At 73.8% G+C, this 25,369-nt stretch carries 24 protein-coding genes; 14 read left to right on the plus strand and 10 right to left on the minus strand.

Going from position 1 to position 25,369, the window contains the following annotated elements; translation table 11 throughout:
- Positions 1 to 13 precede the first annotated feature (13 nt).
- Genes cydB through CKY47_RS04120 form a run of 3 tightly spaced genes read left to right on the plus strand, consistent with a single transcriptional unit; the run spans position 14 to position 5,261 of the window.
- Complete coding sequence (gene cydB / locus CKY47_RS04110) at positions 14 to 1,045, plus strand: cytochrome d ubiquinol oxidase subunit II (protein ID WP_306744234.1); 1,032 nt, start codon at positions 14 to 16, stop codon at positions 1,043 to 1,045.
- A complete protein-coding gene (gene cydC / locus CKY47_RS04115) occupies positions 1,042 to 4,125 on the plus strand; it encodes a thiol reductant ABC exporter subunit CydC (protein WP_306744235.1) in 3,084 nt (1,027 codons plus the stop codon). Before cydB ends, cydC begins: the two co-directional genes overlap by 4 nt.
- Before the next feature lie 2 nt (positions 4,126 to 4,127).
- The gene (locus tag CKY47_RS04120) at positions 4,128 to 5,261 is read left to right on the plus strand and encodes a GAF domain-containing sensor histidine kinase (RefSeq protein WP_371320605.1); all 1,134 of its coding nucleotides are present in this window, start codon (positions 4,128 to 4,130) and stop codon (positions 5,259 to 5,261) included.
- A 166-nt stretch (positions 5,262 to 5,427) separates the two neighbouring features.
- On the opposite strand, the gene CKY47_RS04125 is transcribed toward CKY47_RS04120, so the two are convergent.
- Positions 5,428 to 6,057, minus strand: a complete 630-nt coding sequence (locus CKY47_RS04125; RefSeq protein WP_306744237.1) for a response regulator — start codon at positions 6,055 to 6,057, stop codon at positions 5,428 to 5,430.
- A 60-nt stretch (positions 6,058 to 6,117) separates the two neighbouring features.
- Between CKY47_RS04125 and CKY47_RS04130 the strand changes: the two genes are divergently transcribed.
- Complete coding sequence (locus tag CKY47_RS04130; RefSeq protein ID WP_306744238.1) at positions 6,118 to 6,600, plus strand: GNAT family N-acetyltransferase; 483 nt, start codon at positions 6,118 to 6,120, stop codon at positions 6,598 to 6,600.
- A gap of 55 nt (positions 6,601 to 6,655) precedes the next feature.
- On the opposite strand, the gene CKY47_RS04135 is transcribed toward CKY47_RS04130, so the two are convergent.
- Positions 6,656 to 7,267 carry a macro domain-containing protein gene (locus CKY47_RS04135; RefSeq protein ID WP_371320606.1) on the minus strand — a complete coding sequence of 204 codons (612 nt, stop codon included), beginning with the start codon at positions 7,265 to 7,267 and terminating at the stop codon, positions 6,656 to 6,658.
- Between the two features lie 102 nt (positions 7,268 to 7,369).
- On the opposite strand from CKY47_RS04135, the gene pheA reads away from it, so the two are divergent.
- Both pheA and CKY47_RS04145 read left to right on the plus strand, forming a co-directional pair.
- Complete coding sequence (gene pheA, locus CKY47_RS04140; RefSeq protein WP_306744240.1) at positions 7,370 to 8,263, plus strand: prephenate dehydratase; 894 nt, start codon at positions 7,370 to 7,372, stop codon at positions 8,261 to 8,263.
- Positions 8,260 to 8,871 carry a histidine phosphatase family protein gene (locus CKY47_RS04145; RefSeq protein WP_306744241.1) on the plus strand — a complete coding sequence of 204 codons (612 nt, stop codon included), beginning with the start codon at positions 8,260 to 8,262 and terminating at the stop codon, positions 8,869 to 8,871. The genes pheA and CKY47_RS04145 overlap by 4 nt, the downstream gene beginning before the upstream one ends.
- Positions 8,872 to 8,916: 45 nt before the next feature.
- Here CKY47_RS04145 and CKY47_RS04150 read toward each other — a convergent pair whose 3' ends face one another.
- Both CKY47_RS04150 and CKY47_RS04155 read right to left on the minus strand, forming a co-directional pair.
- The gene (locus CKY47_RS04150; RefSeq protein ID WP_306744242.1) at positions 8,917 to 9,267 is read right to left on the minus strand and encodes a metallopeptidase family protein; all 351 of its coding nucleotides are present in this window, start codon (positions 9,265 to 9,267) and stop codon (positions 8,917 to 8,919) included.
- Between the two features lie 4 nt (positions 9,268 to 9,271).
- Positions 9,272 to 10,294 (minus strand): septum formation family protein, encoded by a 1,023-nt coding sequence (locus CKY47_RS04155; RefSeq protein WP_306744243.1) that lies wholly within the window; start codon positions 10,292 to 10,294, stop codon positions 9,272 to 9,274.
- 165 nt (positions 10,295 to 10,459) lie between these two features.
- Here CKY47_RS04155 and CKY47_RS04160 point away from each other — a divergent pair, with 165 nt between their 5' ends.
- The 3 genes from CKY47_RS04160 to CKY47_RS04170 all read left to right on the plus strand — a co-directional run bounded on the left by CKY47_RS04160 (position 10,460) and on the right by CKY47_RS04170 (position 12,830).
- Positions 10,460 to 11,140, plus strand: a complete 681-nt coding sequence (locus CKY47_RS04160; protein ID WP_306744244.1) for a hypothetical protein — start codon at positions 10,460 to 10,462, stop codon at positions 11,138 to 11,140.
- Positions 11,141 to 12,304, plus strand: a complete 1,164-nt coding sequence (locus tag CKY47_RS04165; protein WP_306744245.1) for a glutathionylspermidine synthase family protein — start codon at positions 11,141 to 11,143, stop codon at positions 12,302 to 12,304.
- Between the two features lie 73 nt (positions 12,305 to 12,377).
- Positions 12,378 to 12,830, plus strand: coding sequence for a DUF350 domain-containing protein (locus CKY47_RS04170; RefSeq protein WP_306744246.1), 453 nt, complete (start codon positions 12,378 to 12,380; stop codon positions 12,828 to 12,830).
- A gap of 61 nt (positions 12,831 to 12,891) precedes the next feature.
- On the opposite strand, the gene CKY47_RS04175 is transcribed toward CKY47_RS04170, so the two are convergent.
- Positions 12,892 to 13,497, minus strand: coding sequence for a DUF6891 domain-containing protein (locus CKY47_RS04175; RefSeq protein WP_306744247.1), 606 nt, complete (start codon positions 13,495 to 13,497; stop codon positions 12,892 to 12,894).
- Between the two features lie 71 nt (positions 13,498 to 13,568).
- On the opposite strand from CKY47_RS04175, the gene serS reads away from it, so the two are divergent.
- On the plus strand, positions 13,569 to 14,825 hold the full coding sequence (serS, locus tag CKY47_RS04180; RefSeq protein WP_306744248.1) for a serine--tRNA ligase: 1,257 nt from the start codon (positions 13,569 to 13,571) through the stop codon (positions 14,823 to 14,825).
- On the opposite strand, the gene CKY47_RS04185 is transcribed toward serS, so the two are convergent.
- The 3 genes from CKY47_RS04185 to CKY47_RS04195 form a co-directional block, all read right to left on the minus strand.
- Positions 14,809 to 15,936, minus strand: coding sequence for an acyltransferase family protein (locus tag CKY47_RS04185; RefSeq protein WP_306744249.1), 1,128 nt, complete (start codon positions 15,934 to 15,936; stop codon positions 14,809 to 14,811). The genes serS and CKY47_RS04185 overlap by 17 nt on opposite strands.
- 71 nt (positions 15,937 to 16,007) lie before the next feature.
- The gene (gene lhgO, locus CKY47_RS04190) at positions 16,008 to 17,195 is read right to left on the minus strand and encodes an L-2-hydroxyglutarate dehydrogenase (protein ID WP_306744250.1); all 1,188 of its coding nucleotides are present in this window, start codon (positions 17,193 to 17,195) and stop codon (positions 16,008 to 16,010) included.
- 10 nt (positions 17,196 to 17,205) lie between these two features.
- Positions 17,206 to 18,081, minus strand: a complete 876-nt coding sequence (locus CKY47_RS04195; protein WP_306744251.1) for an LLM class flavin-dependent oxidoreductase — start codon at positions 18,079 to 18,081, stop codon at positions 17,206 to 17,208.
- Positions 18,082 to 18,115: 34 nt separating this feature from the next.
- Here CKY47_RS04195 and CKY47_RS04200 point away from each other — a divergent pair, with 34 nt between their 5' ends.
- The gene (locus tag CKY47_RS04200) at positions 18,116 to 18,934 is read left to right on the plus strand and encodes an HAD family hydrolase (RefSeq protein ID WP_306744252.1); all 819 of its coding nucleotides are present in this window, start codon (positions 18,116 to 18,118) and stop codon (positions 18,932 to 18,934) included.
- Between the two features lie 7 nt (positions 18,935 to 18,941).
- Here CKY47_RS04200 and CKY47_RS04205 read toward each other — a convergent pair whose 3' ends face one another.
- The gene (locus CKY47_RS04205) at positions 18,942 to 19,616 is read right to left on the minus strand and encodes an LbetaH domain-containing protein (protein WP_306744253.1); all 675 of its coding nucleotides are present in this window, start codon (positions 19,614 to 19,616) and stop codon (positions 18,942 to 18,944) included.
- Between the two features lie 180 nt (positions 19,617 to 19,796).
- On the opposite strand from CKY47_RS04205, the gene CKY47_RS04210 reads away from it, so the two are divergent.
- The gene (locus CKY47_RS04210) at positions 19,797 to 20,894 is read left to right on the plus strand and encodes a DegT/DnrJ/EryC1/StrS family aminotransferase (RefSeq protein WP_306744254.1); all 1,098 of its coding nucleotides are present in this window, start codon (positions 19,797 to 19,799) and stop codon (positions 20,892 to 20,894) included.
- Positions 20,891 to 21,868 carry a Gfo/Idh/MocA family protein gene (locus CKY47_RS04215; protein ID WP_306744255.1) on the plus strand — a complete coding sequence of 326 codons (978 nt, stop codon included), beginning with the start codon at positions 20,891 to 20,893 and terminating at the stop codon, positions 21,866 to 21,868. Before CKY47_RS04210 ends, CKY47_RS04215 begins: the two co-directional genes overlap by 4 nt.
- A 66-nt stretch (positions 21,869 to 21,934) precedes the next feature.
- On the opposite strand, the gene CKY47_RS04220 is transcribed toward CKY47_RS04215, so the two are convergent.
- Positions 21,935 to 23,032 (minus strand): UDP-N-acetylglucosamine 2-epimerase, encoded by a 1,098-nt coding sequence (locus tag CKY47_RS04220; protein WP_306744256.1) that lies wholly within the window; start codon positions 23,030 to 23,032, stop codon positions 21,935 to 21,937.
- 330 nt (positions 23,033 to 23,362) lie between these two features.
- On the opposite strand from CKY47_RS04220, the gene CKY47_RS04225 reads away from it, so the two are divergent.
- Positions 23,363 to 25,342, plus strand: coding sequence for a DUF6541 family protein (locus tag CKY47_RS04225; protein ID WP_306744257.1), 1,980 nt, complete (start codon positions 23,363 to 23,365; stop codon positions 25,340 to 25,342).
- Positions 25,343 to 25,369: the final 27 nt, after the last annotated feature.

A 25,369-nucleotide genomic window follows, 5' to 3' on the forward strand; every position in this document is an offset into this window, starting at 1 on the left:
CGGGGAGAGAGCCGTGGAGACGTTCTGGTTCTGCGTGATCGCCCTGCTGTGGCTGGGCTACCTGTTCCTGGAGGGCTTCGACTTCGGCGTCGGCATGCTGCTGCCGGTGCTGGGCCGCGACGACACCGAGCGCCGTGTGCTGATCAACACCATCGGCCCGGTGTGGGACGGCAACGAGGTGTGGCTGCTGGTCGCGGGCGGCGCGACGTTCGCCGCGTTCCCCGACTGGTACGCCTCGCTGTTCAGCTCCGCCTACCTGCCGCTGACGCTGTTCCTGATCGCCCTGATCGGGCGCGGGGTGGCGTTCGAGTACCGCGGCAAGGTCGACTCGGCGCGCTGGCGGCGGGTGTGGGACACCGTGATCGTCGCCGGCTCGTGGGTCGCGGCGCTGGGCGTCGGCCTGGTGCTGTCGGCGAACGTGTTCGGCCTGCCGCTGGACGCGAACGGCGACCGGCTCGGCTCGCCGTTCGCCGCGATCAGCCTGGAGACGCTGCTCGGCGCGTTCGCCGTGGCCGGGTACGCGCTCGTGCACGGCGCGGTGTTCCTGTCCCTCAAGACCGAGGGCGAGGTGCGGGAACGCGCCCGCTCGCTGGCCTTGAAGGTCGCGCCGCTCGCCCTGCTGCCGCTGGTCGTGCTGCTGCTGACCGTGCAGCTCCGGTTCGGCTCGGTGTGGACGTGGGCCGCCACCATCGTGGTGGCGCTGGCCGCGCTGGGCGCGTACGCCCGGCTGGTGCTGCGGCGCGAGGGCCAGGCGTTCGCCCTGATGGGCGTCGCGGTGGCGGCGACGGTGACCGCGCTGTTCGGCGCGCTCTACCCGAACGTGCTGCCGTCCACGCTGGACCCGGCGTGGTCGCTGACCGTGGCCGGCGCGGCGTCGTCGCCGTACACGCTGACCGTGATGACCTGGGTCGCCGCGTTCGGCACGCCCGCCGTCCTCGTCTACCAGGGCTGGACGTACTGGGTGTTCCGCAAGAGGATCGGCACCCGCCACATCCCGCCGGTCCACGTGCCGACCGGCGACGCGCGCGTCGGCGAACCGTCATGAGCTCCCCCGGGACCCCTTCCGCCACGAAGCCGGGGAAGGGCCCGCTCGGCGCGCTGCCCGCACTCTCGCGGTCGGCGCGCCGGGCGCTGGCCCTGTGCGCCGCGCTCGCCGCGCTGACGGCCGGCGCGCTGGTGTGGCAGGCCGTGGCGCTGGCGTCGGCGCTGGTGTCCGGCGGGTCGCTGTGGGTGCTGGCGGCGGCCGTCGTGGTGCGCGCGCTGCTGGCGTGGGCGACGGAGTCCGTGGCGGCCCGCGCGGCGGCCGGCGCGAAGGAGGAGCTGCGCGCCGCCGTCCTGGACCGCGCGCTGGCGCTCGGCCCCGGCTGGATCGTCGAACGCGGCCCCGCCGAGCTGGCCGTCCTCGCGACCAGGGGGCTGGACGCGCTGGACGCCTACTTCACCAAGTACCTGCCCGCGCTGGTGACGACGGCCGTGGTGCCGCCGCTCATCGGGGCGTGGGTGCTGTGGACCGACCCGACGTCGGCCGTGCTGATCGCCGTGACGCTGCCGCTGATCCCGATGTTCGCCATCCTGATCGGCAAGTTCACCTCCACCAGGGTGGCCGCCGCGGCCGAGGCGCTGGAGCGGCTGTCGGGGCGGCTCGCGGAGCTGGTGCGCGCGCTGCCGGTGCTGACCGCGTTCGGTCGCGCGGCGGCGCAGGCCGGCGCCGTCCGGGAGGTCGGCGAGCGGTACCGGAAGGCGACCATGGGCACGCTGCGGGTCGCGTTCCTGTCGGCCCTGGTGCTGGAGATCGCCGCGTCGCTGTCGGTGGCGCTGATCGCCGTCGGCATCGGGCTGCGGCTCGTGTCGGGGGAGATGTCGCTGGCCGTGGGGCTGGTGGTGCTGATCCTCGCCCCCGAGTGCTACCTGCCGCTGCGGGCCGCCGGCGCCGCGCACCACGCGTCCGAGGACGGCGTGGAGGCCGTGCGCCGGGTCGCCGAGGTCCCGGTGCGCGCCGCCGGGCCGTCCCCCCGGGCCGACGTCGCGGGCGTCGAGGTGCGCGACCTGCGCGTGCTGCGCCGCGGCCGGTACGCGCCGGACGGCGTGAGCTTCCGGGTGCGGCCCGGCGAGGTGCACCGGCTGGACGCGCCGAGCGGCGCGGGCAAGTCCACGCTCTTCGACGTGCTGCTGGGCTACGTGCGGCCCGACGGCGGGTCCGCGGCGGTGGACCGGGACGCCATCGCCTGGGTGCCGCAGCGGCCCGCGTTCGCCGGGCGCACGGTCGCCGACGAACTGGAGCTGACCACCGGTCGCGTCGCCCTCGACGTGCTGGCCTCGGTGGCCGCCGAGCACCTGGTGCACCGGCCGATCGCCGAGCTGTCCACGGGGGAGCGCCAGCGCGTCGCCCTGGCCCGCGCCCTGACCCGGGTGCGCGACGGGGCGACCGTCCTGCTCCTCGACGAGCCCACCGCCCACCTCGACCCGGCCACCGCCGCCCGCGCGATGACCGCCGTGCACGACGCGGCCGCCTCGGGCGCGGCCGTGCTGCTGGCCACCCACCGGGTGGTCGGGCAGGCGGACGACGAGGTGGGCGGCCGCGCGGTCGCCCGGACGGCCGAGCCCCCGGCGACGCCCCGCTCCCCGCGGCCGACCCGCCGGCTGGTGGCGGGTGCGCTGCTGGGCGCGGCGGCGTCGTCGAGCGGGGTGGCGCTCACGGCGGTCGCGGCGTACCTGATCGCGAAGGCCGACACGCAGCCGCCGATCCTGACGCTGTCCGTGCTGGTGGTGGGCGTGCGGACGTTCGCGCTGGCCAAGGGCGTGCTCCGGTACCTGGAGCGGCTGGTGTCGCACGACGCGGCGTTCCGGCACGCCGAGGAGCTGCGGGTGCGGTTGTGGCGGTCGCTGCGGCCCGGCCGGGCCGACCTGACCAGGCTGGTCGACGATGTCGACACCGTGCGCGACCTGCTGCCGCGCGTCCTCCAGCCGCCGATGGTCGCGTTCGGCACGGCGGTGGCGGCCGTGGTGCTGTTCACGCTGGTCGAGCCCGCCGCCGGGGTGGCGCTGGCGGTCGCGCTGGCCGCGGGCGGGGTGCTCGCGCCGCTGGTCGCGGTGCTCGTGGAGCGGCGGGCCACGACCGTGCTGGCGCGCGGGCGGCGCGAGGTGTCGGAGCGGGTGCTGACCCTGCTCACGGCCGCGCCCGACCTGATCGCGTTCGGGGCGGACCGCGCGGTGCGCGCCGACCTGGCCGCGCGGGACGCCGAACTGGCCCGATCGGCGCGCCGGCAGGCCGTCGGCGCGGGTGCGGCGACCGGGATCGTGCACCTGACCACCGGGTTGGCCGCGGCGGTGTGCACGGGCCTCGCCCTGGCCGGCGGCGTGGACCCGCTGTGGGTGCCGGTGCTCGGCCTCGTGCCGCTCGCGCTGGCCGAGGTGCTGGGGGCGCTGCCCGCCGCGGCCCAGCACCGGGCGGCGCTGCGCGAGTCCTACGGCCGGATCGTCGACCGTTCCGACGCGCCGGCGCCCTCGGTGGCGGTGGGCGACGACGTGGTCCTGTCCGGGGTCACCGTGCGCTGGCCGGAGAGCACCGAGAGCACGCTCGCCGACGTGACCGCGCGTCTGCCGCGGGGTGCGAAGGTCGCCCTGCGCGGTGCTTCGGGAGCCGGCAAGTCCACCCTGTTCGCGCTGCTGCTCGGGTTCGTGGCGGCGGAGCGGGGAACGGTGTCGCGGCCGGCGCGCGTGGCGTGGTGCCCGCAGGAGCCGATGCTCGTGACGACCACCGTGCGCGAGAACCTGCGGCTCGGCGACCCGCACGCCGACGACGACCGGCTGCGGTGGGCGCTCGGCGTGGCCGGCCTGGGCGGGCTCGACCTCGACACCGCCATCGGCCCGACCCTGCTGTCCGGCGGCGAGGCGCAGCGCGTCGCCCTCGCCCGCGCCCTGCTGCACGACGCCGACCTCGTCCTGCTCGACGAACCCACCGCCCACCTCGACGAACCCACCGCCCGCGCCCTCCTCGACCGGCTCGACGACGTCCTGCGCGACCGCACGGTCGTCCACATCACCCACCGCCCCGCCGAGGCCGAGCGGGCCGACCTCGTGCTGGACGTCGACGCGGGCCGGGTGCGCACCGCCGTCAGGGCCTAACGTTGACCTCCGTGGACCCCGCCCGCGTGCTCGCCGCGTCGACCGAGATCACCCACGCGGCGCTCGCGGGCGACGACCCGGACGCCGTGCTGCCGCTCGTCGTGCGCAGCGCCGTCGAACTCGCCGGGGCCGACCTCGGGCTCGCCATGGTCACCGCCGACGACGGCACGCTGACCGTCGAGGCGGCTTCGGGCGGCTCCACGGGCGACGGCGACCCGGTGGGCGTGGTCCTGTCCGGCCGCTCGTCGGCCGCCCGGGCCGCGCGGACCGGCGTGCCCGTGGTGGCTGACGACTTCACCACCGACCCGCGCACCGCGCCGTTCGTGCCGAAGGTGCTGCGGGCCTACGGGCCGTTCGCCGTGGCGCCGTTCGGGACGAAGGAGCGCAGGATCGGCGCGCTGGCCGTGTACCGGCGCAAGGGCGCGCAGCCGTTCAGCCCGGACACGGTGGACGTGCTGGCCGCGTTCGCCGCGCAGGCCGGACTCGCCGTCGTGCTGGCCGAGGGGTCCACCGCGCGCCAACGGGTGGCGGTCTACCAGGAGCGCGAGCGCATCGCGCGCGACCTGCACGACGTGATCATCCAGCGGCTGTACGCGACCGGCGTGCAGCTCGACCTGCTCGACCGGCGCCTCAAGCTCGACGGCCGCGAGGCCAAGCGCCTGGCCGACGCCGTCGACCAGCTCGACCAGACGATGGCCGAGGTGCGCGCCACCGTGCGGGCGCTGCGCAGCGCCGACCCAGGAACCCCGGCCGAGGCCGACCTGGGCCGTTCCGTGCGGGCCGAGGCCCGGACCGCGGGCGAGCTCCTCGGCCACGCCCCCGAGGTGCGCGTCGAGGGGGACCTCACCGACGTGCCCGCCGACCTCGCCGACCACGCCCGCGCCGCACTGCGCGAAGCCCTGGCCAACGTCGTCCGGCACTCCGGCGCGAGCCGGGTGGGGATCACCGTCGAGCGCACCCCCGACCGGCTCCGCCTGGAGGTGGCCGACAACGGCTGCGGCATCCCCCGGGGCGTGGCCAGGCGCGGTCTGCGCCACCTGGAGGAACGCGCCCTCGCCGCGGGCGGCGGCTGCGAGGTCGCCTCGTCCCCCAGCACCGGCACCACCATCACCTGGCACGTCCCCCTCCGCACCTGACCGGGAGTCCGACCCCCAGTCCTCGAGAGTCCACCCCCGGGTCGCGGGAGTTCTACGTCCAAGGCCCGTGAGTTCTACGTTCGAGTGGCGTGCGCCGGTCCTGGGCGTAGAACTCACCGGGCCTGGGCGTTGGACTCTCGCGACCCCGGGGTTGGACCCCCGCGGGTCAGCGGGAGCGGCGGGCCACCCAGGCGGCGGCCTGGGTGCGGCGTTCCATGCCCAGCTTGGACAGGACCGCGGTGACGTAGTTCTTGACCGTCTTCTCCGCCAGGAACAGGCGCTCGGCGATCTGCCGGTTCGTCAGGCCCTCGCCGATCAGCTCCAGCACCCGGCGCTCCTGCTCGGTCAGGGCGTCCAGCACGTCCGCCACGGCCGGCCGCCGCATCCGGTCCAGCACCCGCGCCGTCGTCTGCGGGTCCAGCAGCGACCGGCCCGCCGCCACCTCGCGCACCGCGTGCACCAGGTCCTGGCCGCGCACCTGCTTGAGCAGGTACCCGGACGCGCCGGCCATGATCGCGCCCACCAGGGCGTCCTCGTCGTCGAACGCGGTCAGGACCAGGCAGTGCGGCGGCGTCGGCGACGAGCGCAGCCGCCGGCACAGCTCGACCCCGCCGCCGTCGGGCAGCCGGACGTCCACGACCGCCACGTCGGGCCGGGACGACGCGGCGCGCACCAGCGCCTCGCCCACGCCACCCGCCTCGGCGACGACGGAGATGTCGTCCTCGTCCTCCAGCAGTTCGCGCAGTCCTCGGCGGACCACCTCATGGTCGTCTACGAGCAACACTCGCACGGGCACGAACCCACCATAGGTCGAATGCCGGTACCGGCCACGCGCGGTCACCAACACAGTGCAGGGATGTTCGTACGAGCGATCGAGGAAGCCGACCGGATCGTCGTCGGCCGACTGGTGCTGGAACTGTGGGGCGCGCACACCGCCGTCGCCCACGGCCAGGTGTTCTTCCCGGCGAGCCTGCCGGGGTTCCTGGTGGAGCAGCAGGAGCAGGTCGTGGGCCTGCTCACCTACGCCGCGACCGACGGCCACCTGGAGATCGTCACGGTCGACGCCCTGCGAAGAGGCAGGGGCGTCGGCAGCTCGCTCGTCGACGCCGCCGTGCACCGGGCGCGCCAGCTCGGCTGCTCGCGCGTCCGCCTCACCACGACGAACGACAACCTCGACGCGCTGCGCTTCTACCAGCGCCGGGGGTTCCGCCTCACCGCCCTGCGCCCGGACGCCGTCCGCGAGTCGCGCCGCCTGAAGCCGGAGATCCCCAGCGTCGGCGGCTACGGCATCCCCATCACCGACGAGCTCGACCTCGAACGATGGGTCGCGCCGCGCTAGTTGTCCACCCCCGCGCCCCGGTTGTCCACAGAGCTGTGGACAGAGCTGTGGACAACTACCGTCGCGGCAACGGGCTGAACACCTCGTCCCACGCCGCCGCCACCTGCCGGGCGCACGTCGTGGGCGCGACCCCGCCCACCCCCGTGCCCAGGCCGGGCATGGCGATGGTGCGCACGACGTCCCGCAGCGGGCGGCCGTCGTCGAGCCGCCCGCCCAGCCACAGCCGCAGCACGGCCCGCGCCGCCAGGTACGGGTGCACGGTGTCCCCGGGCAGCAGCTCGCCGGGCAGGCGCATGGTCGGGGCGCTGATCAGCCACTCCGGCTCGGGTTCGCCGGTCGGCACGGCGACGGCCTCGCCCACCGGCAGCTCGCCGCCGTGCAGGGCCAGCACGGCGCGGCGGACGTTGTCCTCGACGTGCGGGAACGCCCTCGCGTACACGGCGTCGATGCCCCCGCGCATCCAGCCGGACGAATTCGCGGGGCTCACGACGGCCTCGGCGACGATGTCGAGCACCGAGCCGCGGTGCACCTCGACGCCGGACCTGCCGTCGGCCACCGCCAGCCACGCGCTGGCCAGCGGTTCGTCGACGGCGCACAGCACCAGACGGGGAACTACTACCGGAGCGTTGATCTCACCCTCCGTATCGGCGGACACACCACCCAGCATTCCAGGAGAACCGCGTGCTGCGGAACGGGGGCGGCCACCCGGCGGACGGGTGATCCTCGCCTCAACGACGACCACCGGTGGTGCGCCTCGTATCGTTGCGGCGTGCTCGCCTACTTCGGACCGCAGGGAACGTTCACCGAGCAGGCCGCACGCGGCTTCGCCTCCCCGCAGGAGGAGCTCGTGCCGTTCGACACGGTCCCCGCCGCGCTGGCCGCCGCGCGGTCCGGTGCGACGCAGTGGGCGTGCGTGCCGGTGGAGAACTCCGTCGAGGGCGCGGTGCCCGCCACGATGGACGCGCTGGCCGAGGGCGAGCCCCTGGTCGCCGTCGCGGAGGCGGTGCTGCCGGTGCGGTTCAGCGTGCTCGCCCGGCCCGGTCACGGGCGGGTCCGCACGGTCGCCAGCCACCCGCACGCGCTGGCCCAGGTCCGGCACTGGCTGGCCGAGCACCTGCCGTCCGCCGAGGTGGTGAGCACGGCGTCCACCGCCGCCGCCGCGCGGGCCGTGCTGAACGGCGACTTCGACGCGGCGGTGAGCGCGCCCGTGGCGGTGCGGCACTACCCGCTGGAGGTGCTGGCCACCGACGTGGCCGACGTGCGCGACGCGAAGACGCGGTTCCTGGTCGTGCGCCCGCCCGGCGCGCTGCCCGAGCCGACCGGCCACGACCGCACGTCGGTGGTGTGCACGGCGCCCGACCGCGTCGGCGTGCTGGCGGACCTGCTGGCGGAGCTGGCGCTGCGCGGCATCAACCTGACCCGCATCGAGTCGCGGCCCACCAAGGGCAGGCTCGGCGAGTACCGGTTCTACATCGACCTCGACGGGCACGTGTCCGAGCCCGGGGTGGGCGACGCGCTGGCCGCGCTGCACCGGCACTGCCCGGAGACCCGGTTCCTCGGCTCGTACCCGAAGGCCGAGCCGGGCGGCCCGGTCGCGGGCAACGAGGAGTTCGTGGCGGCGGCCGAGTGGCTGTCCGACGTGCGGAGGGGGCGCGGCGCGTGAAGCTGATCATGGTCCGGCACGGTGAGACGTCGTCGAACGTGAAGATGGCGCTGGACTCGCTGCCACCGGGTCCGCCGCTCACCGAGGCCGGGGTCGTCCAGGCCGCCGCGCTGGCCGAGGCCCTGGCCGGCGAGCCGGTCGCCGCCGTCTACGCCAGCACGGCGATCCGCGCGCAGCAGACCGCGGCCCCCGTCGCCGCCGCGCACGGCCTGGAGGTGCGGGTCGTCGACGGCGTGCAGGAGATCTTCTGCGGCGACCTGGAGGGCCGGCACGACCGCGAGGCGTTCGAGGTCTTCATCGCCGTGGTGAAGCAGTGGGCCGAGGGCGCCCTGCACGTGCCGCTGCCGGGCGGCGAGACCGGCCGCCAGGTCCTCGACCGCTACCTGCGGGCGGTCCGGGACATCACCGCGGGGCACGACGACGCCGACACCGTCGTCCTGGTCGGCCACGGCGCGTCGCTGCGGATGGCGGCCCTCGCGCTGGCGGTCAACGTGCACCCGGCGATCGCCGAGGCGGGGCTGCTGCCCAACACGGGCCGGGTCGTGCTGGAGGACACCGGCGACGGGTGGCGCTGCACCTCGTGGACGGGCGTCGACGTGGTCGCCTAGCGGCCGACCCGGCCGACGCCGCCGACCCGGCCCCGCGGGGGACGATCAGCCCCAGCCCAGTTCGTGCAGCTTGTCGTCGTCGATGCCGAAGTGGTGCGCGATCTCGTGCACCACGGTCACCGCCACCTCGTCGACCACCTCGTCCTCGGACGAGCAGTAGTCGAGCAGCGCCTCGCGGTAGATCGTGATCCGGTCCGGCAGGACGCCGCCGTAGTCCGTGGTCCTCAGCGGCAGGGCTATGCCGTGGTACAGGCCCAGCAGGCCCGGCTCCTCCGGGTGCCGGTCCTCGACCAGGACGACCACGTTGTCCATCGCCGTCGCGAACTCGGGCGGGATCAGGTCGAGCGCCTCGCCCACCAGTTCCTCGAAGCGCTGACGGGACATCTCCACCGGCACGCGATCACCTCGTCGTCGTCGTGGTCGCCGTGGTGGTCGTGGCCGAGGCCGACGTCGGTTCCGACGCGCCCGACGACGGCGGGGCCTCCGAGCTGGTGTTCGACTGGGAGTGCAGCGGCGCGCCGGTGGCCTCCTCCTGCTGCACGGCGGTCGTCTGCGGCGGGTTCGAGGTGGTCAGCGGCGGGGCGTCGGGGTTGCGGACGGAACCCTCCCACGCCGCCAGGCCGCCCTCCACGGGCACCGCGCCGATCTTGCAGTTCGCCAGGCGCGAGCCCGCCGCCCAGCTCTCGGGGGCCCGCGTGTCCCAGGACACGATGAGGCCCCGGGCCTTGAGGTCCACGCCGCCGGTGTACTCGGCGGCGATCCGGGCGCACTCGTCCGCCATCAGCTCGTCCTGCGCGTCCGGTGACGGGTAGTCGCCCGGCGGCAGCGGCACGACGCCGACGATCTCGAACGTGTGGGGTTTCGCGCACTCCACCGGGTCGCCCACGCCCAGCGCCTCGGTGATGCCCAGGCACACGCCCGGGTCGTACACGTCCGACTGGTCCTGGGTGCGCGCCGTGCCGAAGGCCGGCAGCAGCCCGCCCGCCGGACCGGCGACCTGGAGCCCGCAGCGCAGCGTGCGCTGCCCGCCCGCCCACAGCCGCTCGCCCGGGTTGAGCGGGCCGACGGTGTACTTCCCGAACGGGTCGAACTTGTTCCCGAGGTACGCCAGCGACAGCTGCGTGCAGTTGTCCTGGCTGATCCGCTGCCACGCGGCGTCGTCCGGGAAGGGCGCCTGGGGGCCGTGCGAGGCCGAGATGTCTGCGACTCCCGTCACCTCGAACAGGTGCTGGGCGGCGCAGTCGACCTTGGCGACGTCGGTCAGGTCCTTGCGCGTCCAGTTCAGGCAGTCGCCCGCCTGGGCCTCCAGCACGGGGTTGACCTGCGTGGACGTGGTGACGGCCGCCCCGCCGGCACCCACCGGCCAGGAGGTGAAGGTGCTCAGCGCGAGCAGCGCGAACGCGCTCGCGAAAGCGCCGAGCATGACCAGTGTGTCGGCTCGACGAAACCAGCGGGCGCTCATGGACATCTACTCCATGATGCCTGTGCCGACCGTGGACGCCTTCGGGCGGGTGGAGTGTGTTGCTTTTGGGACACTCGTCACCCAAATGGCGGCCGATCTCTGTACCGTCCCCGCCGGGAGTGGCTGATGACTGAGAACGACAACACCGGCAACGCCGCGACGCCCGGTCAGGGCGGCGCGGGTGGACCGGGCAACGGACCGACACCTCCGGCCGGTGGTGGCGCGACGCCGCCGTACGTGCCGCCGTCCGGCCCCCGACAGGGGCAGACCCCGCAGGGCCAGTCGGGCGGGCGCGGTCAGATCCGCAGGCAGGAGCCCGGCCGGACCAAGCCGAGGCCGCCGACGCTCGCGGAGCAGCGCGCCCGCGCCGCGGCGATCGAGGAGCAGCGCCAGGCCGAGTTGGCCCGCGAGGCCGAGGAGAAGCGCAGGAAGAAGCTGCGCAAGCGCCTGCTCATCGGCGGTGGCGTGACCGTCGGCGTGGTCGGCGTGGTGGCCATCTGGTACGCCGCGTCCAGCCCCGACGAGGTCACCGCGCAGTGCACGGACGACGGCGTCGTGGTCGAGGACCAGTACTGCGACGAGAACTACGCGCGCTCGCACGGCGGGTACACCAGCGGCGGCTTCATCTACATCGGCGGCAACTCGTACCGCTACCACTACGGCGCCGCGCCCGCGGCGGTCGGCCAGAAGGTCAGCGGCGGCAGCTACACCGTCCCCAAGGGCGCGAACGTCACCACGAAGTCCGGCAAGACGATCCAGCGCGGCGGCTTCGGCGTCTCCGGCGGCAGCAAGAGCGGGGGCAGCTGAGTGCGCCGGGAGACCTCCGCACCGCGGCCGAACTGGCAGCGCACCGTCTCCGACCAGGGCCTGGTGTTCGGCTCGCCGTCCACGAACGCCGACGGCGGTCCGCGCCCGTACTGGGACGAGTCGGCGCACTACGTCTTCGACATGAGCGAGGTGCTCGCCCTCGAAGCGGACGTGGAGCTGCTGCACAACCTGTGCCTGGAGGCAGTCGACAACGTGGTGCTCACCGAGCGCTACCGCGACTTCGGCATCCAGGAGTGGCTGTGGCCCGCGATCGCCGAGTCGTGGAAGCGCCGCGACCCGCACGTCTACGGGCGGTTCGACCTGCGCTACGACGGCGGCGGCCCGGCCAAGCTGCTGGAGTACAACGCCGACACGCCCACCTCGCTGCTGGAGGCGTCGGTCGTCCAGTGGAACTGGAAGACCGACGTCTTCCCGGACGACGACCAGTGGAACTCGATCCACGAGAAGCTCGTCGAGCGCTGGGCCGAGGTCGGCGCCGGGCTGCCGTCCAACGAGCTGCACTTCACCTGGTCCGGCGCCGACCCGTCCGGCGAGGACCACGTCACCGTCGCCTACCTCCAGGAGACGGCGGCCGAGGCCGGGATGGACACGGTGGGCCTCGCCATCGAGGAGATCGGCTGGGACTCGCTGCTCACGCGGTTCGTCGACCTGGAAGACGCCCCGATGGGCACCGTCGTGAAGCTCTACCCGTGGGAGTGGGTGGTCGACGAGCAGTTCGGCCGCCACGCCGTGGAGAGCCTGCCCGGCACCCTGTGGATCGAGCCGCTGTGGAAGATGCTGCTCTCCAACAAGGCCCTGCTGGCGGTGCTGTGGGAGATGTACCCCGGCCACCCCAACCTCCTGCCCGCGTTCCTCGACGACCCCGGTCTCCTCACGGAGTACGTGCGGAAGCCCCGGTTGGGTCGGGAGGGCGCGAACATCCAGATCGTCGCCCCCGGCTACGAGACCCGGACCGGCGGGGTCTACGGCAAGGAGGGCTTCGTCTACCAGCTGTTCGACCCGCTGCCCGAGTTCGACGGCTACCGGCCGGCGCTCGGCGCGTGGGTCGTCGGCGACGCGTCGGCGGGCCTCGGCATCCGCGAGACCGTCGGCCTGGTCACCGACGACGGCGCGGCGTTCGTGCCGCACCGGATCGTCGAATGAGCACCGCAACCGTGTCACCGGCTCCTTCACCGGCGGCCCATCCCCGACACCTGAACACCACCCTGGAGGGTCTGTGAACACCAACCTCGCGTTGGACCCCGGCTTCGGCGGGGCCATCGGCCAGGGCATCGGCGCGATCGCCCTGTACGCGATCGTCGGCACGGTGCTGATGGTCGTCGGCTTCTACGCCATCGACTGGACCACGCCCGGCAAGCTGAGCACCCTGGTGCGCGACGGGGCCCCGAACGCGGTCATCGTCACGTCCGCCGGCCTGGTCAGCATGGCGCTGATCATCGTCGTCGCCATCTACAGCTCGGCCGGCAAGCTCGCCGAGGGCCTGCTGTCGGCGCTGATCTTCGGCATCGTCGGCATCGTCGTCCAGGTGCTCGCCGTGCGGCTGCTGGAGTGGGTGACCCGGCTCGACATCGGCTCGCTCATCGAGTCCGACCGCTTCGCCCCGGCGAGCGTCGTCGTGGCCGCGGCCCACGTCGCCCTGGGCCTCGTGGTCGCCGTCGCCATCTCCTAGCGGGTCGACCGCGCGAAGGGGGGGCGTGCCCGCGAGCCGGGCGCGCCCCCCTTTCCGCTGTTCAGCCGACGGGCAGGCGCTTCCGCCAGGCCATCGGGCCGACCTTGATGCGGGTGCGCACCGACCCGTTCCACTCGACCGGCAGGCCGGCCGAGGTGAGCGCGGTGACGACCTCGCGCGCCACGGCCTCGTCGGCGGCGGCGTGGTCCGCGACCTCGCCGAAGGAGCCGAACGCCAGGTACACGCCGCCGTCCGCCACGGCGGCCTCGGTGTCCTGCCGGTGGAAGAACACGTACCCGCGCGCGTCGCCCACCCCCGGGTCGACCTCGTCGCCGATCTCGGCGTGCCCGCACGTCTGGCAGCACGTGAAGTCGGCGCGCGCCACGATCCCGTCGCCCTCCAGCGCGTCGAACGCGGCGAGCAGCCGGTCCACGTCCGTCGTCGCGGGCCACCCGGCCTGCTCCTCTGCCCGCTCCCGCCACACCCGCTCGACCACGGACCGCGCGACCGCGCCCGTCACGCCGTCGTCCTCCTCGAAGTAGTCGCCCACGTCGTCCACGGCGTCCTCCAACGAGGTGAACCCGCCGTGCACCAGGCCCCGCGCGAACTCCTCGACCTCCTCCAGGCGCTCGGCGGGCAGGTCCGGGGTGTCATCTCGATCGACCACGCGCGCATCCTGCCCCACGGGTCCGACAATCCGTATGGGGCTCCGGTGGAGCGGGTACTACCCTGCTCCGTGTGATTGACCTCAAGGCTCTGCGCGAGAACCCGGAAGCCGTCCGCGCGTCGCAACGCGCTCGTGGCGAAGACGACGCCGTGGTCGACGCGCTGCTGTCCGCCGACGAGCGCCGCCGGGCCGCCGTGGCCCGCGCGGACGCGCTGCGCGGCGAGCAGAAGTCGTTCGGCAAGCAGGTCGGCCGCGCCAAGGGCGAGGAGCGCGAGGCGCTGCTGGCCCGGGGCAAGGAGCTGGCCGCCGGGGTCAAGGCCGCCGAGGCGGAGCAGTCCGCCGCCGAGGCCGAGCTGACCGAGCTGCACCGCGCCATCCCGAACGTCGTCCACCCCGACGCCCCCGAGGGCGGCGAGGACGACTACGTCGTGCTCAAGCACGTCGGCACCCCGCGCGAGTTCGACTTCGAGCCCAAGGACCACCTGGACCTCGGCACGAGGCTCCGCGCGATCGACATGGAGCGCGGCGCCAAGGTCTCGGGCTCGCGGTTCTACTTCCTCACCGGCATCGGCGCGCAGCTCGAACTCGCGCTGCTGAACATGGCCGTCGCCCAGGCCACCGCGGCCGGCTTCAGCCTGATGATCACGCCGACCCTGGTCCGCCCGGAGGTCATGGCCGGCACCGGGTTCCTCGGCTCGCACGCGAGCGAGATCTACCGGCTGGAGCAGGACGACCTGTACCTGGTCGGCACGTCGGAGGTGCCGCTGGCCGGCTACCACGCCGACGAGATCCTCGACGGCGAGAAGCGCTACGCGGGCTGGTCGTCGTGCTACCGCCGCGAGGCCGGCTCGTACGGCAAGGACACCCGCGGCATCATCCGCGTGCACCAGTTCAACAAGGTCGAGATGTTCTCCTACGTCAAGCCGGAGGACGCCGAGGCCGAGCACGCCAGGCTGCTGGCCTGGGAGGAGGAGATGCTCGCCAAGGTCGAGGTGCCCTACCGGGTGATCGACACGGCGGCGGGCGACCTGGGCAGCAGCGCGGCCCGCAAGTTCGACTGCGAGGCGTGGGTCCCGAGCCAGCGGGCGTACCGGGAGCTGACCTCGACGTCGAACTGCACCACGTTCCAGGCGCGGCGGCTCAACATCCGCTACCGCGACGAGAACGGCAAGCCGCAGATCGCCGCCACGCTCAACGGCACCCTCGCCACCACCCGCTGGCTCGTGGCGATCCTGGAGAACCACCAGCAGGCCGACGGCTCGGTCGTCGTCCCGCAGGCGCTCCGGCCGTACCTCGGCGGCCTGGACGTGCTCAAGCCGGCCGGCTAGCGACGGCGGGCTCCGCGGCGATGACGGGCTCCGGCCGCTGTTCCACGGTGGCCGGGGCCTGCTCTGCCCGCGGCCGGGAGACCACCTTCCGGCCGAATTCGATCATCGGCTGCTCGACCCACCGGAACAGCAGGTCGGCCATCAGCAGCGACACGATCGTCACGGCGACACCGGTCGCGGTCCGGTGCGCCCCGAAGGCGGGCACGCTCAGCATCACGACGGTCCCGGCGATCCCCTGGACGAGGTAGAGGGAGTACGACCGCTCGCCGACGAACCGCATCGGGGCGATCGACAGCGCCCGCTGCACCGGGCCCGGCCGCAGCGTCGACACCACCAGCAGGGCCACGGCGACGCCGTACCCGGCGACCGCGGGGAGGCCGCCGGCGGGGACGCCCAGCACGTCCATGTTCACCTGGATCAGGACCAGCGCGGCCACGACGGGGATCGCCGCCAGCGGGTGCGTGAACGGGCGGAGCACCGCGAACCCCTTGGGGCTGTGCAGCACGAACGCCAGCAGGCAGCCGAACAGGATCATGTAGTAGGCGGCCGAGCTGAACTGCGGCGGCATCGCGAAGTGGCCGATCACGGCCAACCCGAGCAGCCCGACGGTCGCGGACGCCCGCCAGGCCAGCGCCAGCGCGCCGAGCGCCGTCAGCAGAAGGGGCCACACGACGTAGAACTTCTGCTCGACACCCAGGGTCCAGGACTGGCCGAACACCTGACCGGGTGGCGCCCACTCGTTGGTGAAGGTCAGGTACTCGGGGAGCACACCGGCCAGCCCGCTCGTCACGAACTCGTCGCGGACCAGCGCGAACACCACGACCAGGGCCAGCACCACGTAGTAGACGGGCATGATGCGGAACAGCCGCCGCAGGTAGAAGTCGCGGATCGACAGCCGCCCGGTGCGGTCCTGCTCGCGCACGGCCAGCGTGGTGATCAGGTAGCCGGACAGCACGAAGAACATGTGCACGCCGATCCAGCCGTTCAGCGACACCCAGGTCGGGCCGGCATAGTGGAAGAAGACCACCATGGCGGCCGCGATGGCGCGCATGCCGTCGAGCGCCGGGAAACGCCGCATGGCGAGGTACTCGCTGTGGGCAAGGGTGCGCATGGGCATCTCCAGGGTGGCGATCGCGAAACACCGGATTATCACCACGTGCCGGTGGTCTTGCCCGATCGGGGTCACTCAACCGTGGAAAGCACCGTGTCGGCCACGTGCCGGCCGATCTCCAGGGCCGACGTCGCGGCGGGCGAGGGCGCGTTGAGCACGTGCACCTGCCGCGGCGCGGTGTCGATCAGGAAGTCGTCGACCAGCGACCCGTCGGCGCGCATCGCCTGCGCCCGCACACCCGCCCCGGCGCGCACCAGGTCGTCCTCGCCGACCGCGGGCACCAGCCGGGCCAGGCTCGCCGCGAACCGCCGCCGCGACAGCGACCGCAGCACCTCCTCGGCGCCGGTGCGGGCGAACCGGCGCGCCAGCTCCCACGTGCCGGGGAACCGGGCCACGTCGAGCACGTCGCGGAGCGAGACGTCCCGCCACCGGTATCCCTCGCGGTGCAGCGCGAGCACCGCGTTCGGCCCGGCGTGCACGCTGCCGTCGAGCATCCGGGTCAGGTGCACGCCCAGGAACGGCAGCGCCGGGTCCGGCACCGGGTAGACCAGGCCGCGCACCAGGTGCCTCCGGTCGGGCCGCAGCTCGTAGTACTCGCCGCGGAACGGCACGATCGTCGCGGACGGCTCCACGCCCGCCAGCCGCGCCACCCGGTCGCTGTGCAGGCCCGCGCAGTTCACCAGCGCGTCCGCCCGCACCACGTCGCTCGGCGTGGCGACCTCGACGCCGCCGCCCGACAGGGCCCGCCGGATGCCCAGCGCGGGCGTGCCCGGCCGCAGGTCCTGCTCGCCCAGCTCGCGCACCAGCGCGTCGCACACGGCGGGGAAGTCGATGACGCCGGTGCTCTCCACGCGCAGCGCGGCGACCGCGGCGACCTCCGGCTCGTACTCGCGCGCCTCGGCCGCGGACACCCGCCGCGCCGGCACGCCGTTCGCGGTCGCCCGCTCGGCCAGCGCCTCCAGCCGGGGCAGCTCGTCGGCCGACGTGGCGACGACCAGCTTGCCGCACACCTCCACCGGCACGCCGCGCTCCCGCGCGTAGGCCACGATCGAGGCGTTGCCCGCCACGGACATCCGCGCCTTCAGCGACCCCGGCCGGTAGTAGAGCCCGGCGTGCACCACGTTGCTGTTGTGCCCGGTCTGGTGCGCGGCCCAGCGCCGCTCCTTCTCCAGGACCACCACCTCGTGACCGCGCCGCACCAGCTCCCGGGCGGTCGCCAGGCCGACGATCCCGCCACCGATCACCACGACTCGTCGCACGGCGGAGACGCTATCCGCCCACGAGTTCCGGCAGCACGTCGGAGGCGACCCGCTCCAGCACCGCCTCGCTGCCCGCGTACACGCCCTCCGAGCGCGGCCAGTGCACGTTCAGGTCGGTGAACCCGAGTTCGCGCGCACGACCGGCCACGTCGCGGAAGTGCTCGACGCTGCTCAGCGAGTACACCGGGCAGGAGTCGGCGTTGAGGTGGAAGTCGACCGACTCCTTGGCCCGGCCGATCCCGGCGAGCACTTCGCGGAACCGCTCCGTGATGTCGGCCACGCCACGCCACCACGCGCCCTCGTCCTCGGTCTCCGGCCCGGTGGTGACCCACCCCGTGCCGTACTTCGCGGCGACCCCCATCGCCTTCGGCCCGTTGGCGGCCACCACGAACGGCAGCCGGGGTCGCTGCACGCAGCCCGGGTGGCCGCGGGCGTCGTGGATCTCGTAGTAGTCACCGCTGAACGAGGTCCGGTCCTGCGACAGCAGCAGGTCCAGCGCACCCACGAACTCCTCGAACCGGTGCTGCCTGCTGCGCGGTGGCTCGTTGCCCATGACCTGCGTGTCGTACCCGGACCCGCCCGCGCCGACGCCGAGCGTGAAGCGACCGTCGGACTGGTCGTCCAGGGCCAGCAGGTCCCGCGCGAACGGCACCGGGTGGCGGAAGTTCGGCGACGCGACGTAGGTGCCCAGGCGGATGCGGGAGGTCGCCGCGGCCGCCGCGGCGAGCGTCGGCACGGCGCCGAACCACGGTCCGTCCACCAGCGACCGCCACCCCATGTGGTCGTAGGTCCAGGCGTGGTGGAAGCCGTACTCCTCGGCGGCCTTCCACTTGTGCTCGGCCATCCACCAGCGGTGTTCGGGCAGGATCACAATCCCAGTGCGCACCTCGCGACGGTATCCGACGGGCACCATGGGGGGTGTGCAGAGACCATCCCTTGTGGCATCCGACGTCGACGGCACCCTGCTCACCCCCCTCGGCGGGGTGAGCCCCCGCACCGCCGCCACGGTCGGTCGCGTGCTCGCGGAGGGCGTCCCGTTCGTCCTGTCCACCGGCCGCCCACCGCGCTGGGTGCCGGTCGTCGCCGACGCGGCCGGCCTGACCGGGTACGCCGTGTGCTCCAACGGGGCGGTGCTCTACGACATCGGCGCCGACCGCGTCGTCTCGGCCGAGCTGCTCACGCCCGTGCAGCTCACCGACCTCGCGGCGGTGCTCGACGAGGCGCTCCCCGGCTGCTCCATGGCCTCCGAGCGGCTCGGCGGGAGCGCCCGCGACCCGGGCAGGGCGGAGTTCATCGCCGACGAGCGCTACCTGCACCCGTGGGAGGAGGGCGCGCAGCCGCTGCCCGGCCACCAGCGCGCCCAGCTGCTCGGCAAGCCCGCGGTGAAACTGCTGGTCAGGCATCCCGGGATGACGTCGGACGAGATGGCGCGCGCGGCCGGCCCGCTCGTCGGGGACTCGGTCGCGATGACCTGGTCGACCGACGAGGGCCTGCTGGAGTTCGCCGCGCCCGGCGTGACCAAGGCCACCGGGCTCGCCGCGGTCGCCGACCGCCTGGGCGTCGCCGCCGCCGACGTGCTCGCCTTCGGCGACATGCCCAACGACGTGCCGATGCTCAGGTGGGCGGGCCACGGCGTCGCGATGGCCAACGGCCACGCCGACGCGCTCGCGGTGGCCGACGAGGTCACCGCGAGCAGTGCGGAGGACGGGGTGGCGCAGGTGCTGGAGCGCTGGTTCTGACGACCGCTCAGGCGTGGTGGGCCGCGGCGAGCGGCTTGGCCGGTTCCGCCTCGGCCCACCACGCGAACGCCTCCCGCAGCTCCTCGGGCAGGTCGGCGGGCACCTCGGACCGGGCGTAGGCGTCCGCCAGCGCGCGGATCGCCGCCTCGCCGAACCCCGCGCGGCTCATCCCGACCGCGTTGACGCCCCGCAGCCGCACCGGCCCGCCGAACGCCTTCGCGAACGGGGGCACGTCCCGCGACACGACCGCGCCCATGCCCACCATCGAGAGCGGGCCCACGACGCGGCGCTGGTGCACGACCGCGTTCATGCCCAGGTTCACGCCGTCGCCCACCCGGACGTGCCCGCCGAGCGACACGCCCGCCGACAGCGTCACCCCGGCTCCCACCGCGCAGTCGTGCGCGACGTACGCGCGGTTCAGCAGCCACGTGCCCGCGCCGATCGAGGTGGGCCGGTGGCTGCCCTGGTGGACGGTGCTCAGCTCGCGCACCGTGACGCCCTCGCCGAGGTGCACGCCCGCGTGGGCGAGTTCACCGTCCCACGCCCGGTTGTGCGGTTCCGAGGTGATCTCGGGCGGCGTGCCGATCACGCAGTGGGGGCCGATCCAGCAGCCGTCCTCGACGACCGCGGGGCCGAGGACGACGGCCCCCGGGCCGATGGTGATGCCGTCCCCGAGTTCCACACCTGCGCCTACTACCGCGGTGGGGTGAATGTGGTTGACCACAGACGTCCGTCCTGATCGGGATGTGGTCCGCGCCGGTGGCCGCGGGTCGGTACGGGGTACCGTGGCGGCGCAATGCGGGCCGCGCAGCACTCTACCGGGGTCCGCGGGTGTGGCTTCGTGAAGGCGAGAGAGCGCTGCATGATCCCGATTACTGTCGTTGACGTAGCTGCCGCCGAGCAGTTGGTCCTCCAAGTGCTGCGGTCGGGAGCGATCGCGCAGGGACCGATGGTCAAGCGGTTCGAGGACGCGTTCACCGGGGTCGCGGGCGTGCCGCACGCGGTCGCCGTGAACAACGGGACGACCGCCCTGGTGGCCAGCCTCCAGGTGCTCGACCTCCAGCCGGGTGACGAGGTGGTCACCTCGCCGTTCACCTTCGTCGCCACGCTCAACGCGATCCTGGAGGCGGGTGCGACCGCGCGCTTCGCGGACATCCGCGACGACGACTTCTGCCTCGACCCGGCGGCGGTCGCCGCGGCCGTGACCCCGCGCACCAAGGTCCTGATGCCCGTGCACCTCTACGGGCAGATGGCCGACATGGGCGCGCTGGTCCCGCTGGCGGAGCAGCACGGGCTCGCCATCGTCGAGGACGCCGCGCAGGCCGTCGGGGCCACCTACGAGGGCCGCGCGGCGGGGAGCTACGGGCTCGGCTGCTTCTCGCTCTACGCGACCAAGAACATCACCACCGCCGAGGGCGGCGTCATCACCACCGGTGACGACGTGCTCGCCGACCGGCTGCGGGTGCTGCGCAACCAGGGGATGCGGCAGCGCTACCAGTACGAGGTCGCCGGCCACAACTACCGGATGACCGACGTGCACGCGGCCATCGGCATCCCCCAGCTCGAACAGCTGGAGACCATCACCGACGCCCGCCGGCGCAACGCCGAGGCGCTGTCGAAGGGCCTGGCCGACATCACCGGCCTGCGCGTGCCCCCGGTCCTGCCCGGTCGCACCCACGTGTGGCACCAGTACACCGTGCTCGTCACGGACGACGCCGCGGTCGGCCGCGACGAGTTCGCGGCGAAGCTCACCGAGAAGGGCATCGGCAACGGGATCTACTACCCGAAGGCGGTGTTCGACTACGACTGCTACCGGGACAACCCGAACGTCATCGCCTCGGACGTGCCGGTCGCCGAGCGGGTCGCCCGCCAGGCGCTGTCGCTGCCCGTGCACCCCAAGCTCACCGAGGCCGACCTCGACACGATCGTCACCACCGTCCGGGAGGTGCTGGGAGCATGAGCGCGCTGCCGCGGATCGCCGTCGTCGGCGTCGGCTCGATGGGATCGCTGCACGCCCGGGTCATCGCCCAGAGCGAGCGCTGCGAACTCGCGCTGATCGTCGACCCGCGCGAGGAGATCGGCCGGACCGTCGCCGGCAAGTACGACACGACGTGGTCGCCGGAGATGGGCGACCTCGACGGGATCGACGCGGTGGTCCTCGCGTCGAGCACCGAGAGCCACCACGGCCTCGCCCTGGAGGTGCTGGAGAAGGGCAAGCCGCTGCTGGTGGAGAAGCCGGTGTGCGCGAGCCTCCCGCAGACCGAGGAGGTCCTGGCACTCGCCGAGTCGAAGGGCCTGCCGGTCGTGTGCGGCCTGCTGGAGCGCTACAACCCGGCCGTCATGACCGCCCTCGGCATGCTGGAGGAGCCGGTCTACGTCTCCGCCGCGCGGCACTCGCCCTACGCGCCGCGCATCCGCACCGGGGTCGCGTGGGACCTGCTGGTGCACGACGTCGACCTGGCGGTCCAGTGCTTCGGCGGCGCCGAGCCCGAGCGGGTCGCCGCCGGCATCGCCCAGTTCCACCCCCAGTCCGTCCCGGGCGCCGAGGACGTGGTGGACGCGCTGCTCACCTTCCCCGCCGGCGGGATCGCCACGATCTCGGCCAGCAGGCTCGGGCAGCGCAAGGTGCGGTCCCTGACGATCCAGGAGCTCGAGCGCACCATCGAGGTCGACCTGCTGCGCCGCGACGTGACCATCTACCGGCACATCTCGCACGACTCGGACCCCGAGGGCCGCGGCTACCGCCAGCAGACGGTGATCGAGATCCCGGAGCTGGTCACCGCCCGCGAGCCGCTGGCGACCCAGTTGGACCGCTTCCTGGACCTGGTCGCGGGCAAGGGCGACGCGGACGACGAGCGCCGCCGCATCCTCCCGTCGCACCGGGCCGTCGCGGCCGTGCACGCCGACCGCCTGGTCGACGCCCGGCGGGGCTGATCCGACACCCGACGACGGAGGGGGCGTCCCGCCCGGGACGCCCCTCCTGTCCGCGGTGCGGCGGGGTCACACGTAGCCGAGCCGGTCCAGGGTGTCCGCGATGACCTCGCTCGGGTGGTACTGGTCCATCATGGACGGACGTCGCAGCGTCTCGTGCTCGGCGAGGAACTCCTCCAGCTTGTCCGCGCGCATCCCGGTCAGCACGATGTTCTGCCCGAGTCCCTGGTGCCGCTCGGTCCGCTCGCGGTGGATGGCGCACGGCATGCCGAGGTAGGCGCCCTCCTCCTGGAGCCCGCCGGAGTCGGTGACGACGAACTCCGCCCGCGTCAGCAGCGGCAGGAACTCCAGGTAGCGCAGCTTCGGCCGCAGCACGAAGCGCTCGTCGTCGAACAGCCCGTTCAGGCCGAGGGCATCGAGGCGCTCGCGCTCGTGGGCGCCGACCAGGTACAGCAGCGGGGTCTTCTCGCTCGCCCCCTTCAGGACCTGGAGCACCTCCCGGAACTTCTCCGGTCGCTGGAGGAGCTCGAACCGGTGCAGCGTCACCAGGCCGAACTCGGCGGGCAGGTCGTACGGCGCCCGGCCGCCCTCCTTGGCGAGCCTGAGCGCGTCGATGACCGTGTTGGCGCCGGTGTCGACCACCACGCCGCGCGCGCGGCGCAGGTTGCGCACCTCGCGGGGCGTCGGGGCGAAGTGGATGTCGACCAGGCGGGCGGCGAGGCGCCGGTTGGCCTCCTCGGGCAGCGGGCTGAGCAGGCTGCCGCTGCGCGTGCCGGCCTCGACGTGCGCGACGCGGGCGCCCAGGATGCGGCCGATCAGCGAGCCGTAGGGCGTGGTGAACGTGTCGCCGTGAACGACGACCACACCCGGCTTGCCGTCCGACTCCAGCGCGGCCCGGAGCTCCTTGCGCCGCCCGGCCACGGACCTGGCCACGGAGGCCGCCCAGCGGGGCACCTGCGCGGGCCGCTCCAGGTTGCGCGCGCTCCGCTCCGGCACGAGCCAGACGTCGGGCTTGGACAGCCCGAGGTCCTTCAGGGTGTCCGCGACCTCGTCCACGTGCTGCGCGGTGAACCACAACTGCGGCGTGGCGCCACGGGCGACGAGCGCGTGGTGCACCGGAGCGATCTTGATCAGCTCCGCGGTGGTGCCCACGATGAAAGAAATCACCGGAAGTCGCTTCCCTCTAGGCTGGAACCAGCTCAGCCGCGCGCGGCTGCGAACCCGACCGAGTGTAATCTCCACCATCGTGAGCCAGTCCGCCGTCACCCGGGCACCGATGCCCGGTGCCGCCCTCCCCCGGGTACGACGGGGAAGAGCGGATCGGCGGCTCACCGGCTTCCACCGCGGCGGAAGCGTGCCGGGGCCGGCGTCCGCGCCCGCCCCCACCGGGTCCTTCCGCGACACCGCGCCGTCCCGGTCCCTTCACGTGACACCGGTGCCGGCACCGCGAGCCGAGCCGCCTCCCGCCATTCCACCGACTGGGGATCGAACGCTCTCATGGGTGCACTGGTAGTACTCGCTTTCTGGCTGCCGGGGCTCGCCCTGGGCCTGACCCTGCGGCTGAGAGGGTGGACCCTCGCCGCCGCCGCGCCGGTGCTGACGTTCGGCGGCATCTCGATCGGCACGGTCGTGCTGGGCCGGCTCGGCATCCCCTGGGACCTGCTGAACGTCGTCCTGTGGTTCGCGGTCCTGGCGCTCGTGGTGGGCGTCCCGACCTGGCTGGTCGCCCGCCGGAAGGCGGGCTCCGCCGCCGCTCCCGCCACGGGTGACGACGCCGCCGGGCACGGCTCGGCCGCGTCGGACGGCACGTCCGCCGGGACCGACGCCGCCCCGCGTCCGCTGCGCGACAACCTGCTCGTCCTGGCGGGCGTCGTGGCGGGCATGGCGGTCGGGGTGGTGACCTTCATGCGCGGCCTCGGCTGGAGCCTCGCCACCATCAACCAGGACTGGGACGCCCCGTACCACGGCAACGCGATCCGCTGGATCTCGGAGCACGAGGACTCGTTGCCCGCCTCGCTGGCGCCCACCGCGAACCTGCCGGGCAAGGTCGACTACTTCTACCCCAACACGTACCACGCGCTGCTCGCGCCGATGCTGGACGGCGTCGCGGCGATGCCGCAGCTGCTGAACCTCGCGGTGCTGTCCGTCGTCATCGCGTGGCCCCTCGGCATCGCGGCCCTCGCGCTCGCCTGGCGGATGCCGCCGCTGACCGCCGCCGTCGCCGCCGCGGTCTCCACCTGGTTCACCGCGTTCCCGTACGACTCCCTGTGGCGCGGTCCGCTGTGGCCGTTCGTCGCCGGTGTCGCCCTGGTGCCCGCCACCCTCGCGCTGGCCCGCAGGATCTTCACCGACCGCGGCCTCACCGGACCGCTCGCCGTCGCCCTCGCCCTCGCGGGTCTCGTCGGCCTGCACACCAGCCTGGCCTTCGTCGTCGCCGTCTACGCGGTGATCCTGCTCGTGTTCCTGGCCGTCCGGCTGGAGCCGGTGGACTGGAGGCGGAGCGCGCTGCCCCTCGCCGTCACGGCGGTGCTGGCGGTGCTGGCGGTGGTCCCCATCGTGCTGCCCGCGTTCGGCCCGTCGGCCGGCGTGACCGCGGCGCAGTGGGCCGAGTTCGCCACCCCCGTCGAAGGTTTCGGCCAGGTGGCGCTGTTCTCCCCGGTCACCGGGTTCCCCCAGTGGTTCCTCGGCGCCGCCGCGTGCGCCGGCGTGGTGCTGATGGTGCTGCACCGCCGGATGCCGTGGGTGGTCGCGACCTACGTCGTCTTCGGCGCCGTCTACGCCGCCTGCGCCTCGCTGGACAACGACTTCGTCGACCTCGTCACCGGCCCCTTCTACAACGACGCGTGGCGGTTCGCGGCCCTCCTGCCGCTGGCCGGCGCGCTCGGCGTGGGCGAACTCGTGTGGACGCTCGCCCGGTCCGCCTCGGAACGCGCCTCGTCGCGGGTCGGCGCCGCCCGGGCGGCGTTCGCGGTGCCCGTGGCCGTCGCCCTGGTGGCGGTCGCCGTGCTGGGCGTGCTCGGCAAGGGCGCGTACATCGGCCGCAACTCCGAGCGCCTCGCGCAGTCCAACAAGAGCGGGCCGACGGTCCTGCCGGGGGAGCGCGACGCCTACCGGTGGCTCGCGGAGCACTCCGAGGGCAAGCCCGTGATGAACGACCGGCTCGACGGCTCGGTGTGGATGTACGCCCTCGCGGGGGTCAAGCCCGTCGAGTGGACCTTCTACGGCGCCACCGAGGAGAGCGACGCCGGCCGGCTCACGTGGCACCTCCAGGAGATCGACACCGACCCGTCGGTGCGCGAGGCGATCCGCGAGCTGGGCGTGAAGTACTTCCTGGTCGGGCGCGGCCTGGTGCGCGCCGAGATGAAGCCGGCGCCGGGCCTGGAGGACATCGAGGACATGCCGCAGATGCGGAAGGTCTACTCGAACCCGGACGCGGCGGTCTACGAACTGGTGGACGACGCCCTCGCGGACTCCTGACGGGGGCGGCCCCCGGAACGACGACGG

The organism is Saccharothrix longispora, assembly GCF_030852425.1.
Taxonomy (GTDB): domain Bacteria; phylum Actinomycetota; class Actinomycetes; order Mycobacteriales; family Pseudonocardiaceae; genus Actinosynnema; species Actinosynnema longispora.